Origin of the sequence: Amycolatopsis sp. cmx-4-83, assembly GCF_046548815.1 — a bacterium.
Classification (GTDB): Bacteria; Actinomycetota; Actinomycetes; order Mycobacteriales; family Pseudonocardiaceae; genus Amycolatopsis; species Amycolatopsis pretoriensis_A.
This window is the reverse complement of record NZ_JAEBEF010000010.1, coordinates 155,143-170,520: the sequence shown is the minus strand read 5'-3', so window position 1 is coordinate 170,520 and position 15,378 is coordinate 155,143. Positions and strand designations below refer to the sequence as shown.

The window sequence follows — 15,378 nt, the reverse complement described above, 5'->3', positions numbered from 1 at the left end:
CCTTCCGCTGCGGTGGAGCTGCCACCCGCTACACGAACGGCACCCGCGCGGATCGACACCCGCTCAGCGGCCGGCGACGTGCTCCGGCACCGCCCAGCCGGGGGAGAGGTCCTCGGAGGGCTCCGGCGCCCCGAACACGGTCCGCACCGGCAGCACCCCGGCCCACGCCGCGTCCGCCTCGACGTCCTCCGGCTCGTCGCCCGGACCCTCCGCGCGCATCTTCACCGACGCCTCGGTGAGGTCGAGCGCGAGCACGCTCACCGCGGCGAACTCCTTCGCGTTGACCTCGCGCGCGTGGTCCCACGAGCCCGGCGCCAGGTGGTCGGTGAGCACCTTCAGGCCGTGCATCTTCGCCTCGGCCTCCTCGACCGGCTTCGCCCGCCCGAGGATGACCGCGCTGCGGTAGTTCATCGAGTGGTTGTTCACCGAGCGCGAGTACACGATCCCGTCCAGGAGCGTCACCGTGACGCACACCTCGAGGTCCTGCGACGCCGTGCGGAGGCTGGCCGCGCCGGTCGATCCGTGCAGGTAGAGCGTGTCGCCGTCGCGGCCGTAGCCGGTCGGGAGGACCAGCGGGACGCCGTCGCGGACGACGCCGAGGTGGCAGATGAGCCCTTCGTCGAGGACCGCGTGCAGCGCCGAACGGTCGGTCACCGCGCGGTGCTTCTTCCGGCCGAGCGTGGTGCGGGGGGTGGGGGAAAGCATGCGATCAGCGTCTCCCGGCGCAGTGGCATCGGAAAACGTCCACTTCTCGTACACTTGGGAAGTCCACTCGAGGAGGTCCCGTGTCCCACGCCGACACCGCGCTCCCGGTCAGCCTCGACCGCGCCGCCGTCACGCCGCTGGCCGTCCAGCTGGCCGACGCGCTGCGCGAAGCCGCCGCTTCCGGTCACCTCCGCGGCGGTGACCGGCTCCCGTCGACGCGGGCGCTGGCCGGACGGCTCGGCGTCAGCCGCACCGTGACGTCGGCGGCGTACGAGCAGCTGCACGCCGAGGGCTGGATCGCCGGGCGGCACGGGTCCGGGACGTACGTGACGACGCCGCCGTCGTTTTCGGCTTCGCAGGTGCCGGCGCCCGCCGTCCCGGCGCCCGAGGCCGTGACGCCTTCGCTGCTCGACCTGAGCCCCGGCACGCCGTGGGCGGAGGGCCTCGACCGCGCGGCCTGGCGCCGCGCCTGGCGGGCCGCGGCCGACCCCGAGCCGCTGAGCCGCGCCCACCGCGCGGGCCTGCCCGAGTACCGCGCGGCGGTGTCGGAACACCTGCTGCGCCACCGCGGTCTCGCCGCGGGCTCGGTGCTCGCGACCGGCGGCACGACGGCGGCGGTGGTCGAGCTGGCCGCGGCGGTGCTGGAACGCGGGGACGTCGTCGCCGTCGAAGAACCCGGCTACCAGCGCGCGGTGCAGGCGTTCCGCCGCGCGGGCATGCGGGTCGTGGGAGTGCCGGTGGACGAGGAGGGCCTGCGCCCGGACGCGATCCCGCCGGGCGCGCGGGCGGTGTACTGCTCGCCGGCGCACCAGTACCCGATGGGCAGCCGGCTGAGCGCGGCGCGGCGGGTGTCGCTGGTGGAGCTGGCCAGGTCGGCCGGGACGCTGGTCATCGAGGACGACTACGACGGCGAACTGCGCTTCGACGTCGCCCCGCTGCCGATGCTGGCGGCGCTGGCCCCGGACGTCGTGGTGCACCTGGGGACGACGTCGAAGATCCTCACGCCGACGCTGGGCGCCGGGTGGATGGTGGCGCCGGAGGCGATCACGTCGGCGGTGCTGGCGTACCGGGACCTGACCGGAACGCGGCCGTCGCCGGCGGGGCAGCGGGTGCTGTACGAGTTCGCCCGCAACGGTGATCTGGGGCGGCACCTGCGGAAGCTGCGCCGGGAGATGGCCGAGCGGCGGACGTTGCTGGCGGGCGCGCTGGCGGCGGCGGACATCCCGGTCCGCGGCGACGACGCGGGCGCGCACCTGGTGGTGCCGTTCTCCTCGGCCGCGGTGGAAGCCGGCGTGATCGCTGCGGCCGAGCGGCGCGGGATCCGGCTGGACGGGCTGGCGCGGCACTTCGCGGGCACGCCGTCCGCGCACGGGGTGGCGATCGGGTACGCGGGGTGTTCGCGGGACGCGCTGGCGGCCGCGCTGCCGACGCTGGTGTCCTTGCTGCGCTGAGGGGGCCGTGAACGGGTTGTTCAGGACCTCTCGGGACCCGCTCGAGCCGGACCGGGATGTCGTGAACGACTCGTTCACCTCGCTGGGCGCGGTAAAAGGGTCGTTCATGATGTTCGGCCGGCCACCGGAGGTCGAGAGCCCCGCCGGGGAGGCGGATTGCTCCGGGCGAGGCAGGATCGGAGTCGCGGGCCGGTACCGGCGGCGTGCGTGGCGCCGGGGACGGAGCACCCCGGGATCCACCGGTCCCCCGACGTACCGGACGTGCCGCGCCCCTCGCCGGTTGCGTTCGCCGCTCACCGGCCGCCGCCCGTCGCACGGGGCTGGGCTGTTCCGCGAGGTCACCGGGTACGGTGGCTCACCATGAGCGAGAAGATCCGGGTGGCCGTCGTGTTCGGTGGGCGCAGCAGTGAGCACACCATTTCCTGCCTGTCCGCGGGCAGTGTGCTGGGCCACCTGGACCCCGCGCGGTTCGAGGCCGTGCCGGTCGGGATCACCCGCGAAGGCCGGTGGGTGCTCGGCACCGGCGACTCCGCGCAGCTCGCCATCCGCGGCCGGGAACTCCCCTCCGTCGACGACGGCAAGGGCCTCGTCCTCGCCGGTGACCCCTCCAGCCAGGGGCTCGTCGCCGTCGAGGCCGGGCGGGAAAGCGAACTCCTTTCCCAAGTGGACGTCGTCTTCCCGGTGCTGCACGGCGCCTTCGGCGAGGACGGCACCATCCAGGGCCTCCTCGAACTCGCCGGCATCCCGTACGTCGGGCCCGGCGTGCTCGCCAGCGCCGCCGCCATGGACAAGGAGACGGCGAAGAAACTCCTTGCCGCCGAAGGGCTTCCGGTCGGGACCTACACCGCGCTCCGCCGTGACCAGTCCACTTTGGACGAGCAGGCCAAGAGCAGGCTCGGCCTGCCCGTCTTCGTCAAGCCGTCGCGCGCCGGGTCGTCGGTCGGGATCAGCCGGGTGACCGCGTGGGACGACCTCGACGCCGCCATCGAGCTGGCCCGCGCCACCGATCCCAAGGTGCTCGTGGAGGCCGCCGTCGTCGGCCGCGAGGTCGAATGCGGTGTGCTGGAATTCCCGGACGGCCGCGTCGAGGCGTCGCTGCCCGCCGAGATCCGCGTGCTGTCCGAAGACGAAAACGCTTGGTACGACTTCGAAACCAAGTACCTCGGGGACGACGCCGAGCTGGACATCCCGGCCAAGCTCGACGACGCCCTCACCGAAAAGCTCCGCGCCATGGCCGTGGCAGCCTTCAAGGCGCTCGACTGCCAGGGCCTGGCCCGCGTCGACTTCTTCGTCGGCGAAGACGGCGAGCTGACCATCAACGAGGTCAACACCATGCCCGGCTTCACGACGAAGTCCGCCTACCCGAAGATGTGGGAGGTCACCGGCGTGGACTACCCGACGCTGCTGAGCACCCTCGTCGACACCGCGATCGCCCGCGGGACGGGGCTGCGCTAGGAGAACCGCAGCGGCTGCGGCGCGAGCTTCGCGGCCACCGTGTCCGAGATCTGCTGCAACGGCCCGGTGCCGGCGCTGTCCGGCACCGTGAGCGCCGCGTAGACCTCGCGGTCCACGAGGTACCACGTCGACGCGCCTTCGCCCGGCACCTGCAGCCACTGCACCTTGTTCACCAGCCGCAGCGCCGCCGTCGGGGTCAGCTCCGGGGGCCGGTTCAGGCCGCAGCGCAGCACCAGCGGGTCGTCCGTGCCCCACGCGACCGTCGCCGGCGGGGCCGGGTCGGCCAAGGCGCGCACCTTCAGAGAAGCTCCATTGGACGTCAGTTCCGTCGGCACCGCGCCCAGCAGCGTCGTGCAGCCGGGTGAACCCGCGAAGGGCGCCGGCACCGGGACCAAGGGCAGCGGTCCCGCGGTGTCCGAGGAGGAGCGCTGGGTCAGCGCGAAGACGGCGACGGCGACGGCCAGGGCCACGGCGAGCGCGGTCGCGGTGACGAGCACCACGCGGGGTGGCGCTCCGGTGTCGGAATCAGGCACCCGACCACTACACCACCGAAGTCTTTTCGGGGGGTCTGGGGGGTCGTCCCCCCAGGGGCCGCACCGCTCAGAGGTGTACGACCGGGCAGGTCAGCGTCCGCGTGATGCCTTCCACGTTCTGCACCTTCGCGACCACGAGCTGGCCCAGCTGGTCGACACTGTCGGCGGTCGCCCGGACGATGACGTCGTACGGTCCGGTGACATCCTCCGAGCTGGTCACGCCCGGGATGCTCGAGATCTCGGCCGCCACCGCGGCCGCCTTGCCGACCTCGGTCTGGATGAGGATGTATGCGTGGACCACGGCGCGCCCTTTCGTCGGGATCGGTCAGCTCAGGTAGGAACGTATCGCCAGCTCATCGAAAAACATAGGGCATCCGACTATCGGTGATCGACTCTTTGTCCCGGTAGAGAAAGCAGAGGTGACCGGTGTCACCGAACGACGGAACGGTCGCCGAGACCGGGGAGTTCGCGCTCATCCGCGCCGTCACCGAAGGACGGCGCCAGCCGCCGGGCACGCTGCTCGGCCCGGGCGACGACGCCGCCGTCGTCGCCGCGCCCGACGGCCGCGTGGTCGCCAGCACCGACGTGCTCGTGCAGGGCGTGCACTTCCGGCTCGACTGGTCGCCGCCCGAGCACGTCGGGCGCAAGGCCGTCGCGGTCAACCTGGCCGACATCGCCGCCATGGGCGCCACGCCGACCACCGTCCTGGTCGGGATCGCCTGCCCGCCCGACACCCCGCGCGAGGTCGTCACCGGCCTCGCCGACGGCATGTGGGCCGAGGCCGAACGCGCCGGCGTCGGCGTTTCCGGCGGCGACATGGTGCGCGCCGACCAGCTCGTGATCAGCGTCACCGCGCTCGGCGACCTGGGCGACCGCGAACCCGTGACGCGCTCGGGCGCCCGGCCCGGCGACCTCCTCGCGGTCTGCGGCCGGCTCGGCTGGGCCGCCGCCGGGCTGGCCGTGCTCGGGCGCGGGTTCCGCTCCCCGGTCGGCGTCGTCAACGCCCAGCGCTGCCCGGAACCGCCGTACGAGGCCGGTCCGCGCGCCGCGCTCGCCGGGGCCACCGCGATGATCGACGTCTCCGACGGCCTGCTCGCCGACCTGGCCCACATCGGTGAGGCCTCCGGCGTCGGCATCGACGTCCGCACCGCCGACCTCGACGTCCCCGCGCGGCTCACCGAAGTCGGCGCCGCGCTGGGCGCGGACCCCCTGGACTGGGTGCTGACCGGCGGGGAGGACCACGCCCTCGTGGCCACGTTCCCGCCCTTCGCCGAGCTGCCCGAGGGCTGGCGCACGATCGGCGTCGTGACGATGGCGGACTCCGGGATCACCGTGGACGGGAAACCGTTTTCGCGAGAAGCGGGCTGGACGCACTGGCGCTGATGCTGTGCCGATGCTTACTGATCCGGCCACAGTCACGGCCGAATGACTTCGGAGCTCCCGCCGCGTACCGTTCGGGGGCGGCCTGCTTTTGGCCGGATCAGTAAGGTCGGTGGACGTGAGAATCGTTCCGGTCCCCTACGACCACCCCGACGCGGCCAAGCTCATGGCCGCGGTGCAGCAGGTGTACGTCGAGCGCTACGGCAGTGAGGACGCCACCCCGATGAGCCCGGCGGACTTCGACCCGCCGGAGGGCCTGTTCCTCATCGGCTACCAGGGCGGGGAAGCCGTCGCGTGCGGTGCGTGGCGCGCCCACGACGGCCCCGCGCCCGACTTCCGGGACGGCGACGCCGAGTTCAAGCGGATGTACGTCGCCGATTCCGCCCGCGGCCGCGGGTTCGCGCGGATGATCCTGTCCGAGCTGGAGCGCACGGCGGCGTTGTGCGGCCGCAAGCGCGCGGTGCTGGAGACCGGCACCAAGCAGCCCGAGGCCATCGCGCTCTACACGTCGTCCGGGTACGCCGAGATCCCGCACTTCGGCGTCTACAAGAACGAGCCCGAAAGCCGCTGCTTCGGCAAGGACCTCACCTCGGTGTGAGCTTGAGGAGGGCCGCCGCGTGCGGTCGCAGCGTCGCGGAAAGCCCGGTGCCCGCGTCCTGGTGCGCCCACAGGTCACGGACGGCCCACGAGCCCGGGATCGACGCGGAGACGGTCGCGGTGGTGCTGCCGGTGTTGAGCAGCACCACCGCGAAACCGCCGCCGGTCAACGGTTTTCCCCACACCTGGTAGCCGGGGCCCGCGTCGAGCCGCCGTCCCTGCCCGCCCGCGAAGTCCTGGTCGACGGCGATCGCCTCGGGGTTGGCGAGCGTCGTGAGATCCGCGTCACCCAGCTTCGCCGGGTCGGTGCCGGCGAACAGCGGCGCGTTCAGCACGGCCCAGACGCTGAAGTGCGCGCGGGACTCGTCGGCGGTCAGCGTGCCGTTGCCGACCTGCAGCATGTCCGGGTCGTTCCAGCCGCCGGGAGCGCCGCTGTGGACGGCGACGCCGGCCTGCTGGTCGATCGTCGCGAGCACCGAGTCCCAGGTCGGGACGAGGTCGTCGGTCGTGCGCCAGAGGTTCGCCACCGGCCGCGCCCAGGTCCACGGGCTCGAGACGCCGTATTCGGAGATCGCGTAGACGATCGGGCGGGGCAGCGCGGCGAGCTCGTCGCGCATCTTCGCGAACGCGGCCTTCCGGTCGAGGCCGTCGACGGTGTCGGCGTTGCACCAGTCGTACTTGAGGTAGTCGACGCCCCAGCGGTCGAACGTCTCGGCGTCCTGGCGTTCGTGGCCGAGCGAGCCGATGCCGGACGCGGGGTAGGCGTCGTTGGCCATCGCGCACGTCCGGCTGCCGGGCACCGCGTAGATGCCGAAGAACAGCCCGCGCGAGTGCACGTAGTCGGCGAGCTCGGCGATGCCGTGCGGGAACCGCTTCGGATCCGCCTGCAGCGAGCCGTCCGCGGCCCGGGCGGGGGCCTGCCAGCAGTCGTCGACGACGACGTACTGGTAACCCGCGTCACGCAGGCCGATGTCGGCGAGGGCGTCGGCCGCCCGCTTGACGACGTCCTCGGTGAGGTCGTAGCAGCGGACCTGGTTCCAGCTGTTCCAGCCCATCGGCGGCGTGGCGGCCAGGTCGTTCGCCCGCGACGGCGGCGGGGCGGTCAGGCTGAGCAGCCAGGTCAGCACGATGAGGAGGAGCACGAGGGCCGTGCTCCCGGTACTGGCGTTCCGGTTCGAGGCGATGCCGTGATCCAATCGCACGGCACGTGAAACCGCAGTCACCGGAGGCGGCATGCCGATCTACGCACTCGGTTCGCTCGAGCCGACGATCCACCCCGACGCCTACGTCCACCCGGACGCCACGGTGATCGGCGACGTCCGGATCGGCGCGTTCGCGTCCGTCTGGCCGCAGACCGTGCTGCGCGGAGACCACGGCTACATCGAGATCGGCGACCGCTCGAACGTGCAGGACGGCTGCGTCCTGCACTGCACCGAGCGGCACCCGACGATCCTCGGGCCGTCGTCGGCGATCGGGCACGCGGTGCACGTCGAGGGCGCGACGATCGGCACCGGCTGCCTGATCGCGTCCGGTTCGGTGGTGCTCAACGGCTCGGTGATCGAGGACGGCGGCATGGTCGGCGCGGGCGCGGTGCTCTCGTACGGCTCGTACGTCAAGACCGGGGAGATCGCGCTCGGCGTGCCCGCGAAGGTGCGGGAGAACAAGTCGTTCGGCCCGGAGAGCATCGCCATGGTGGTGGATTCCTACGTCGGGCGCGGGCAGCGGTTCCGGACCGAGCTGCGGCGGCTCGACCCGCTCGGGTGACCTCGCCCACGCCCGGTAGGCTTGCGCGCCGTGACCGCACGACCGCTGCAGGACATCGTCGAGGCAGGCTGGGCCGAGGCCCTGGAACCGGTGGCGCCGCAGGTCGCCGCGATGGGGGAGTTCCTCCGCGCGGAGATCGCCGCGGGCCGGACGTACCTGCCGGCGGGTGAACACGTGCTGCGGGCGTTCAAGCAGCCATTCCACGACGTGCGCGTGCTCATCGTGGGCCAGGACCCGTACCCGACGCCCGGGCACGCGGTGGGCTTGAGCTTCTCGGTGGCGCCGGACGTCCGGCCGATCCCGAAGAGCCTGGTCAACATCTACAAGGAGTACGCGGACGACCTCGGCCACCCGCTGCCGGCCAACGGCGACCTGACGCCGTGGGCCGAGCAGGGCGTCCTGCTGCTCAACAGGTCGCTGACCGTGCAGCCCGGGAAGTCGAACTCCCACCAGGGCAAGGGCTGGGAAGCGGTCACCGAGCAGGCGATCAAGGCCCTCGCGGCCCGGCCGGAGCCGATGGTGGCGATCCTCTGGGGCCGCAACGCCCGCAACCTGCGCCCGCTGCTGGGCGAGGTCCCGTGCATCGAGTCGGCGCACCCCAGCCCGCTCTCGGCGCACAACGGCTTCTTCGGGTCGCGGCCGTTCAGCCGCGCCAACGAAATGCTGGAGAAGCAGGGCGCGGCCCCGGTCGACTGGAAACTCCCGTAGGTTCGGTGTCCGGATCGGAGTGTCGGCTCCGACCAAGGGGAAACGGACCTTGGAGGACACCATGAACGTCACTTCGGCCGACGGCACGCCGATCTTCTTCGAGCAGCGCGGTTCCGGCGCGCCCGTGATCCTCGTGGGCGGCGCGTTCAACGACCGCACGACCGTCGCGGGCCTGGCGGAAGTCCTGGCCGCGGACTTCACGACGATCGCCTACGACCGGCGCGGGCGCGGCGACTCCGGTGACTCGCCGGACTACGCGCTCGAGCGGGAGATCGAGGACATCGCGGCGCTGATCGCCCACGCCGGCGGGACGGCGTCGGTGTTCGGCCACTCGTCGGGCGCGGTCCTCGCCCTGGAGGCGGCCGCGGCGGGCATCGGCATCGACAGGCTGGTGGCCTACGAACCGCCGTACGCGACCCCGGACCAGGACCGGGGCGACGTCCTCGGGCAGGTGCGGGCCCAGCTCGCGGCGGGTGACCGCGACGGCGCCGTGAAGACGTTCCTGATGGTGGCGGGCACGCCGGAAGAGATGGTCGAAGGGATGAAGCAGGCCCCGGTGTGGGGCTGGTTCACCGGCCTGGCGCACACGCTCCCGTACGACCTGACGATCTGCGGCCCGGGCGCCCGCCCGCGGCTGGACCACCTGGCGAAGATCGCGATCCCGGCGCTGGTGATCGGCGGCGGCGCGAGCCCCGAGGGGCTCCAGGCGGGCGCGCGCGTGGCCGCCGAAGCGGTGCCGGGGGCGCGGCACGAAACCCTGGCGGGGCAGGACCACGGCGTGCTCCAGTACCCGGAGACGCTCAAGCCGCTGCTGACGGACTTCCTGAAATAAAAAAATGGCGGGTGCTCCGAGGAGCACCCGCCACCCAAACTCTTCTCGCCTCAGCCGCGAACGACCTTGCCCGCCTTGATGCACGAGGTGCACACGTTCAAGCGCTTGCGCTGGGACACACCCACCTTGGCGTGGACGGTCTGGATGTTCGGGTTCCACCGGCGGTTGGTACGGCGGTGGGAGTGCGAGACCGACTTGCCGAAGCCGGGTCCCTTGCCACAGACGTCGCACACGGCAGCCACGTCGAACTCCTTTGGATCTGGGTCATAGAGATGAGCCCAGATGCACTGGGCAACTCGACCATAGTAACTACTGCTTTCGCGGCCCCCGGCACCGGGTCGATACGCTGCCCGGAGACCGGTCAGGAGGTTACGGGGTGCGGGTGCTGGACGCGGCGGCGGTGTCGGCCTGGGCTGCGGGTTGTGTGCACAGCCTGGCGACCCTGCGCCCGGCCATCGACGGGATCAACGTCTACCCCGTCGCCGACTCCGACACCGGCTCCAACATGCTCTTCACGATGACCGGCGCGGCCGGAGAACTGGCCGCCACGCAGCCGGCGGACGCCGCCGAAGCGCTGAAGACCCTCGCGCGGGGCGCGGTGGCCGCCGCCAAGGGCAACTCCGGCGTGATCCTGTCCCAGGTCGTGCGCGGCCTCGCGGACCGCGCCGAAGGGGAGCTGGACGGCGCGTGGCTGGCGGAGGCGCTGGGCCACGCCGACGAGGTCGCCACCGGCGCCGTCAGCCGCCCGGTCGCCGGGACCATCCTCACCGTGCTGCACGCCGTCGCGCTCGCCGTGCGCGGCGACACGAGCCCCCTGGCGGAAATCGCCGCGAAAGCCGCGAAAGAGGCCGCGTACGCCCTGGAGAAGACACCCGAGCAGCTGCCCGCGCTGGCCAGGGCCGGGGTCGTCGACGCCGGCGCCCGCGGGCTCGTCGCGGTGCTCGACGCCCTGGTCGGGGTGCTCACCGGCGCGCCCGTCGAGCAGGAGCACGCCCTCGAAGTCCACGCCGCCCCGCACAGCGAGGTCTACGCGTGGGAGGTCATGTACCTGCTCGACGGCGTCGACGAGGCGAGCCTGCCGACCCTGCGCAAGGAGCTCAGCGGCCTCGGCGACAGCGTCACGGTGGCCGGCGACGGCTCGGGCAGCCACGCCGTGCACGTCCACTGCGCCGACATCGGGGGCGCCATCGAAGCCGGCCTGGCCCTCGGCCGCCCGCGCCGGATCCGGGTCGAGCCGCTGCTCACGCCGACGCCGATCGAACCCGGCGGCGGGATCGACCGCACGGTCGTCGCCGTCGTCCACGGCGGGGAGCTGGCCGAGCTGCTGCGCGCCGAAAGCATCCCGGTGCTCGCCGTGCCCGAGGGGCGGACGCCGAGCGTCGAGGACGTGATCAGCCTGCTCAACGAGGCCGCCGGACGGCACGTGACGGTGCTGCCGGGCAGCGTCGCCCTGACCGCGGCGGTCGACACCGCGGCCGGGCACGCGATGGCCGCCGACCGGGACGTCGTGGTCATCCCGTGCGTGTCGCCGGTGCAGGTGCTGGCCGCCCTGGCCGTGCACGACGCCGGCCGCCGCACCAACGACGACGTCGTCGCGATGGCCGAAGCCGCCGCCGCGACCAGGCGTGGCGAACTGCGGATCGCCCAGGAGGAGTCGCTAACCTGGGTGGGCCGGGCCCAGTCCGGTGACGTCGTGGGCCTGGTCGACGACGAGGTGGTCCTGATCGAGCCGGCGCCCGCGTCGGAGACGAACCTGGTCGCCGCCGCGATGAACGTGCTGAACCGCATGCTGGCGCTCGGCGGCGAGCTGGTGACGGTGCTGAGCGGGGCCGCCGCGCCGCCCGGGGTGGCCGGGGAGCTCGCGGAGCAGCTGCGGGTGGAGCACCCCGAGGTGGAGCTGACCAGCTACGCCAGCGGCCAGGTGGGCACGGTGCTGCTGATGGGAGTCGAATAGCGAGATGGCCGGACTGCGCGACAAGCTGCCGTTGCTGCTGGGCGCCAAGACGGCGAAGGCGCTCGCCACGTCGTTGGACATCGAGACGGTCAGCGACCTGCTGCGCCACTACCCCCGTCGCTACGCCGAGCGCGGCGAGCTCACCGACATCGCCGGGCTGGAGCTCGGCGAGCACGCCACCGTGCTGGCGCGCGTCGAAAAGGTGAGCAAGCGCCGGATGAAGGCGCGCAACGGCACCATCCTCGACATGGTGATCACCGACGGGAAACGCCGGCTCACCTGCGCCTTCTTCAACCAGGCCTGGCGGGAGAAGGACCTCGTCCCCGGCAAGACCGGCCTGTTCGCCGGCAAGGTGTCCGCCTTCCGCGACACCCTGCAGCTGACCAACCCCGAGTACGAGCTGTTCGACGCCGAGCGCGAAGCCGAGGCGATGGACAACTTCCTCGCCGCGATCATCCCGGTCTACCCGGCGGCGCAAGGGATGCCGACGTGGTCGATCGCCAAGTGCGTGCGGCAGGTGCTCGACGTCCTCGAGGTCGACGACGACCCGATGCCCGCGGACCTTCGGCGGCTGCACCGCCTCGCCGACCTCGAGAACGCGCTGCGCGGCATCCACCGCCCGGAGAACTGGGCGCACCTGGAGGCGTCGAAGAAGCGGCTGAAGTGGGACGAGGCCATGGCCGTCCAGCTGATCTTCGCGCAGCGGCGCCACTCGGCGATCTCGCGCCCGGCGAAGGCGAACCCGCACGTCAGCGGCGGCCTGATGGACGCCTTCGACAAGCGGCTGCCCTTCGACCTGACCGCGGGCCAGCGGGGGATCGGCGACGAGATCGCCGCGGACCTCGCGACCGAGCACCCGATGAACCGGCTGCTGCAGGGCGAGGTCGGCTCCGGCAAGACGGTCGTCGCGCTGCGGGCGATGCTGCAGGTCGTCGACAACGGGCGGCAGACCGCGATGCTGGCGCCGACCGAGGTCCTGGCCGCGCAGCACGCGCGGTCGCTGCGGGAGATGCTCGGCGACCTCGGGCAGGCCGGCGAGCTGGGCGCGGCGGAGAACGCCACGCGCGTGACGCTGCTCACCGGGTCGATGGGGGCGAAGGAACGCAAGAAGTCGCTGCTGGAGATCGTCAGCGGCGAAGCCGGGATCGTCGTCGGCACGCACGCGCTGATCCAGGACCACGTCGAGTTCGCCGACCTCGGCCTCGCCGTCGTCGACGAGCAGCACCGCTTCGGCGTCGAGCAGCGGGACGCGCTGCGCACCCGCGGCGCCGGCGACACCAGCCCGCACGTGCTCGTCATGACGGCGACGCCGATCCCACGCACGGTCGCGATGACCGTGTACGGCGACCTGGAGGTCTCCGCGCTGCGCGAGATGCCGGTCGGGCGTTCGCCGATCGCCACCACGGTCGTGCCGGTCGCGGAGAAGCCCGCCTGGTTCGAGCGGATCTGGCAGCGCGTGCGCGAAGAGGTCGGCAAGGGGCACCAGGCCTACGTCGTCTGCCCGCGGATCGGCGACGAGCCGCCGTCGGACAAGAGTGACAAGCGGCCGCCGCTCGCGGTCCTCGAAGTCGCTCCCGAGCTGGAGCACGGTCCGCTGCAGGGCCTGAAGATCGGCGTGCTGCACGGCCGGATGCCCCCGGACGACAAGGACGCGGTGATGCGCGCGTTCTCGGCGGCGAAGCTGGACGTCCTCGTGGCGACCACCGTCATCGAGGTCGGCGTGAACGTGCCGAACGCCACGGCGATGGTGATCATGGACGCCGACCGCTTCGGCGTCAGCCAGCTGCACCAGCTGCGCGGCCGCGTCGGCCGGGGCAGCGTGCCGGGGCTGTGCCTGCTGGTCACCGAGGCCCTCGACGGCACGGCGACCCGCGAACGGCTGGCGGCGGTCGAGTCCACCACCGACGGCTTCGAGCTGTCCCGGCTGGACCTGGAACTGCGGCGGGAAGGCGACATCCTCGGCGCGGCGCAGTCGGGGAAGCGGTCCACGCTCAAGCTGCTGTCGCTGCTGCGCGACGAGGACGTCATCGCGGCGTCCCGGCAGAGCGCGCAGGAGATCGTGGAGCGGGACCCGGAGCTGAAGAAGTACCGCGGGCTGGCCCAGATGGTCGACGACGTCGTCGACGTCGACCGGGCGGAGTACCTGGAGAAGAGCTGACGGGTCAGTCTGTCTTCGTGAACACCCCGGCTTTCGCGGCGGCGGCGGCCGCGGCGGCGGCGACTCCGGCGTCCCGCGGTGTCACCCCTTCGCGGGAGATGAACAGGCGGTAGAAGACCGGCCCGCAGGCCACGCGCACGACCTCGACCGGGTCGGTCCCGGCCGGGACCTCTCCGCGCTCGACGGCGCGCTCGACGATGGGGGCGGAGCGGGCGTGGCGGTCGACGTAGAACTCGCGCAGGGCGTCCGCGGCGCGCGGGGAGAGGAACGCGGCCGAGATCGACGCGGTCGGGAGCTCGCGCTCGCCCGGCGAGGTGAAGTAGTGGACGAGCTCCAGGTTGACCTCGCGCAGGTCGCCCTCGAGCGAACCGGTGTCCGGCGCGGTCCACGGCTGCTCGGTGCCCATCAGCAGGGCCGCCGCGACCAGGCCTTCGGCGGACTCCCACCGGCGGTACAGCGTCGTCTTGTGCACGCCGGAGCGCTCGGCGACCGCCTCGACGGTCAGCTCGGCGTACCCGCGTTCGCCGAGCAGTTCCAGGGTGGCGTTCAGCGCGGCGAGGCGGGTCCGCTCGGTGCGGCCGCCCGGCCGGCGCGTGCCGGAAATCTCGGTTGCCAACTGCTACTCCTGTTGCGTTAGTGTGCCCAGTATGCCAGTACCGAGTCCGTCGCCGTCGCGTCCGTCGCCGACCTGATCGGCGACGCCGAGGTCGTCGCGATCGGTGAGAACAACCATCACATCCGGGAGTTCGGGGCGCTGCGCGACCGCCTGCTGCGCCACCTCGTCGAGGAGCGCGGATTCACCGTGCTCGGGTTCGAGGGCGGCTTTCCGGAAGGGCACCTGGTCGACTCGTGGCTGCGGGGCGGGCCCGGCGACGTCGCCGATGTCGCGCGTGCGGGCTTCACCTTCGGCCTGGGTGATTCGGCGGAAGTGCACGCGATGCTCACCTGGCTGCGGGGCCGCGGGGTGCGGTTCGCCGGGCTGGACGTCCCGGGTTCCGCGGGGTCGCCGGTGCCCGCGCTGAACGCGCTTCGCGAGCACGTCCTGCGGGTGGACCCGGCCAACGTGTCCCTTGTGGACACAGCGCTGGCGGCGTGCGAACCGTACGCGTCGGTCAGCAGCGCGATCGCTCCCGCGCGGTACGAGGAGATGGGCGTCGAGGCCCGGGACGCGGCGACCGCGGCCCTTGCCGTCCTTTGTGGACACGCGGTGGCGCTCGGCTACGACGAAGTCGCCGTGCACCACGCCGAGGGCGCGTTGCGCGTGGACCTCTACCTGCGTGAGCTGGACGCGCTGATGGCGGGCCGGGCGCCCGAGCCGCAGAGTTCGTCGCGGGACACCTACATGGCGGCCACGGTGCGGCTGCTGCGGCGGCTGCACCCGGGCGAGAAGATCGTCCTGATGCTCCACAACGGACACCTTCAGCGCGTACCGTTCTCGCCGATGCCCGGCATGACGGCGCCGTCGGCGGGCACCCACCTGGCCGGGGAACTGGGCGACCGCTATTTGGCGCTGGCGCTCACGGCCGTTTCCGGAACGACGACCGGGTTGGCGCCCGAGGAAACCGCGCCGCTCGGGTTCCGGATGTTCGAGCAGGAAATGGGCGAGCCCGCGGAAGGCAGCGTCGAAGCGGTACTGGCGGAGCGGGCGCCGTGCGTGGTCGCGCGGCCGGCGGGTTCGGGCATCCGCCACGCGCACGCTTCCGTGCCGGTCGACGTGGCGGCCGCGTTCGACGCCGTCGTCTGCCTGAAAGGGCAGGAAACGATTTTCCGGTCCGGCGCCGAATAGGTGTGCCCGTTCGGCTGCTTGCCGCAACGGGTGCGGCAGGCGTTCCCTGTTCGGT

At 72.5% G+C, this 15,378-nt stretch carries 16 protein-coding genes; 10 read left to right on the top strand and 6 right to left on the bottom strand.

The annotated features are described in order from the left end of the window. Positions 1-63: 63 nt before the first annotated feature. Entirely contained in the window at positions 64-705 is a 642-nt protein-coding gene (locus tag ACLJQM_RS30360) for a pyridoxamine 5'-phosphate oxidase family protein (protein ID WP_410633722.1), read from the bottom strand. A gap of 80 nt (positions 706-785) precedes the next feature. Between ACLJQM_RS30360 and ACLJQM_RS30355 the strand changes: the two genes are divergently transcribed. Further along, complete coding sequence (locus tag ACLJQM_RS30355) at positions 786-2,156, top strand: PLP-dependent aminotransferase family protein (RefSeq protein ID WP_410633720.1); 1,371 nt, start codon at positions 786-788, stop codon at positions 2,154-2,156. Between the two features lie 360 nt (positions 2,157-2,516). Then, entirely contained in the window at positions 2,517-3,611 is a 1,095-nt protein-coding gene (locus ACLJQM_RS30350; RefSeq protein WP_410633719.1) for a D-alanine--D-alanine ligase family protein, read from the top strand. On the opposite strand, the gene ACLJQM_RS30345 is transcribed toward ACLJQM_RS30350, so the two are convergent. Together ACLJQM_RS30345 and ACLJQM_RS30340 are read right to left on the bottom strand one after the other, a co-directional pair. Continuing rightward, a complete protein-coding gene (locus ACLJQM_RS30345) occupies positions 3,608-4,144 on the bottom strand; it encodes a DUF3515 domain-containing protein (RefSeq protein WP_360774298.1) in 537 nt (178 codons plus the stop codon). The genes ACLJQM_RS30350 and ACLJQM_RS30345 overlap by 4 nt on opposite strands. 67 nt (positions 4,145-4,211) lie before the next feature. Then, on the bottom strand, positions 4,212-4,445 hold the full coding sequence (locus ACLJQM_RS30340) for an Lrp/AsnC family transcriptional regulator (protein WP_247013365.1): 234 nt from the start codon (positions 4,443-4,445) through the stop codon (positions 4,212-4,214). A 125-nt stretch (positions 4,446-4,570) separates the two neighbouring features. Here ACLJQM_RS30340 and ACLJQM_RS30335 point away from each other — a divergent pair, with 125 nt between their 5' ends. Both ACLJQM_RS30335 and ACLJQM_RS30330 read left to right on the top strand, forming a co-directional pair. Further along, entirely contained in the window at positions 4,571-5,527 is a 957-nt protein-coding gene (locus ACLJQM_RS30335) for a thiamine-phosphate kinase (protein ID WP_247013364.1), read from the top strand. A 115-nt stretch (positions 5,528-5,642) separates the two neighbouring features. Then, positions 5,643-6,122 carry a GNAT family N-acetyltransferase gene (locus ACLJQM_RS30330; RefSeq protein ID WP_360774292.1) on the top strand — a complete coding sequence of 160 codons (480 nt, stop codon included), beginning with the start codon at positions 5,643-5,645 and terminating at the stop codon, positions 6,120-6,122. Here ACLJQM_RS30330 and ACLJQM_RS30325 read toward each other — a convergent pair. Continuing rightward, on the bottom strand, positions 6,109-7,263 hold the full coding sequence (locus tag ACLJQM_RS30325; RefSeq protein WP_410633718.1) for a glycoside hydrolase family 27 protein: 1,155 nt from the start codon (positions 7,261-7,263) through the stop codon (positions 6,109-6,111). The two genes, ACLJQM_RS30330 and ACLJQM_RS30325, sit on opposite strands and share 14 nt — an antisense overlap. Before the next feature lie 91 nt (positions 7,264-7,354). On the opposite strand from ACLJQM_RS30325, the gene ACLJQM_RS30320 reads away from it, so the two are divergent. The 3 genes from ACLJQM_RS30320 to ACLJQM_RS30310 all read left to right on the top strand — a co-directional run bounded on the left by ACLJQM_RS30320 (position 7,355) and on the right by ACLJQM_RS30310 (position 9,425). Beyond that, positions 7,355-7,885, top strand: a complete 531-nt coding sequence (locus ACLJQM_RS30320) for a gamma carbonic anhydrase family protein (RefSeq protein WP_410633716.1) — start codon at positions 7,355-7,357, stop codon at positions 7,883-7,885. Between the two features lie 30 nt (positions 7,886-7,915). Continuing rightward, positions 7,916-8,593, top strand: coding sequence for a uracil-DNA glycosylase (locus ACLJQM_RS30315; RefSeq protein ID WP_360774284.1), 678 nt, complete (start codon positions 7,916-7,918; stop codon positions 8,591-8,593). Positions 8,594-8,654: 61 nt separating this feature from the next. Then, on the top strand, positions 8,655-9,425 hold the full coding sequence (locus ACLJQM_RS30310) for an alpha/beta fold hydrolase (protein ID WP_410633714.1): 771 nt from the start codon (positions 8,655-8,657) through the stop codon (positions 9,423-9,425). A 50-nt stretch (positions 9,426-9,475) separates the two neighbouring features. Here the strand turns inward: ACLJQM_RS30310 and rpmB are convergent, their stop codons facing one another. Beyond that, positions 9,476-9,667, bottom strand: coding sequence for a 50S ribosomal protein L28 (rpmB, locus tag ACLJQM_RS30305; RefSeq protein ID WP_003091970.1), 192 nt, complete (start codon positions 9,665-9,667; stop codon positions 9,476-9,478). Positions 9,668-9,801: 134 nt separating this feature from the next. Here rpmB and ACLJQM_RS30300 point away from each other — a divergent pair, with 134 nt between their 5' ends. Together ACLJQM_RS30300 and recG are read left to right on the top strand one after the other, a co-directional pair. Further along, positions 9,802-11,379, top strand: coding sequence for a DAK2 domain-containing protein (locus ACLJQM_RS30300; protein WP_410633713.1), 1,578 nt, complete (start codon positions 9,802-9,804; stop codon positions 11,377-11,379). A gap of 4 nt (positions 11,380-11,383) precedes the next feature. Then, entirely contained in the window at positions 11,384-13,537 is a 2,154-nt protein-coding gene (gene recG, locus ACLJQM_RS30295; protein ID WP_410633712.1) for an ATP-dependent DNA helicase RecG, read from the top strand. 4 nt (positions 13,538-13,541) lie between these two features. On the opposite strand, the gene ACLJQM_RS30290 is transcribed toward recG, so the two are convergent. After that, positions 13,542-14,153 (bottom strand): TetR/AcrR family transcriptional regulator, encoded by a 612-nt coding sequence (locus ACLJQM_RS30290; RefSeq protein WP_410633711.1) that lies wholly within the window; start codon positions 14,151-14,153, stop codon positions 13,542-13,544. A 72-nt stretch (positions 14,154-14,225) separates the two neighbouring features. On the opposite strand from ACLJQM_RS30290, the gene ACLJQM_RS30285 reads away from it, so the two are divergent. Beyond that, complete coding sequence (locus tag ACLJQM_RS30285; protein ID WP_410634070.1) at positions 14,226-15,323, top strand: erythromycin esterase family protein; 1,098 nt, start codon at positions 14,226-14,228, stop codon at positions 15,321-15,323. The last annotated feature ends 55 nt before the right edge of the window (positions 15,324-15,378 follow it).

Coding starts and splice junctions, on each gene's coding strand:
- ACLJQM_RS30360 (WP_410633722.1), bottom strand. CDS start 705: ATGCTTTCCCCCACCCCCCGCACCACGCTCGGCCGGAAGAAGCACCGC.
- ACLJQM_RS30350 (WP_410633719.1), top strand. CDS start 2,517: ATGAGCGAGAAGATCCGGGTGGCCGTCGTGTTCGGTGGGCGCAGCAGT.
- ACLJQM_RS30320 (WP_410633716.1), top strand. CDS start 7,355: ATGCCGATCTACGCACTCGGTTCGCTCGAGCCGACGATCCACCCCGAC.
- recG (WP_410633712.1), top strand. CDS start 11,384: ATGGCCGGACTGCGCGACAAGCTGCCGTTGCTGCTGGGCGCCAAGACG.
- ACLJQM_RS30310 (WP_410633714.1), top strand. CDS start 8,655: ATGAACGTCACTTCGGCCGACGGCACGCCGATCTTCTTCGAGCAGCGC.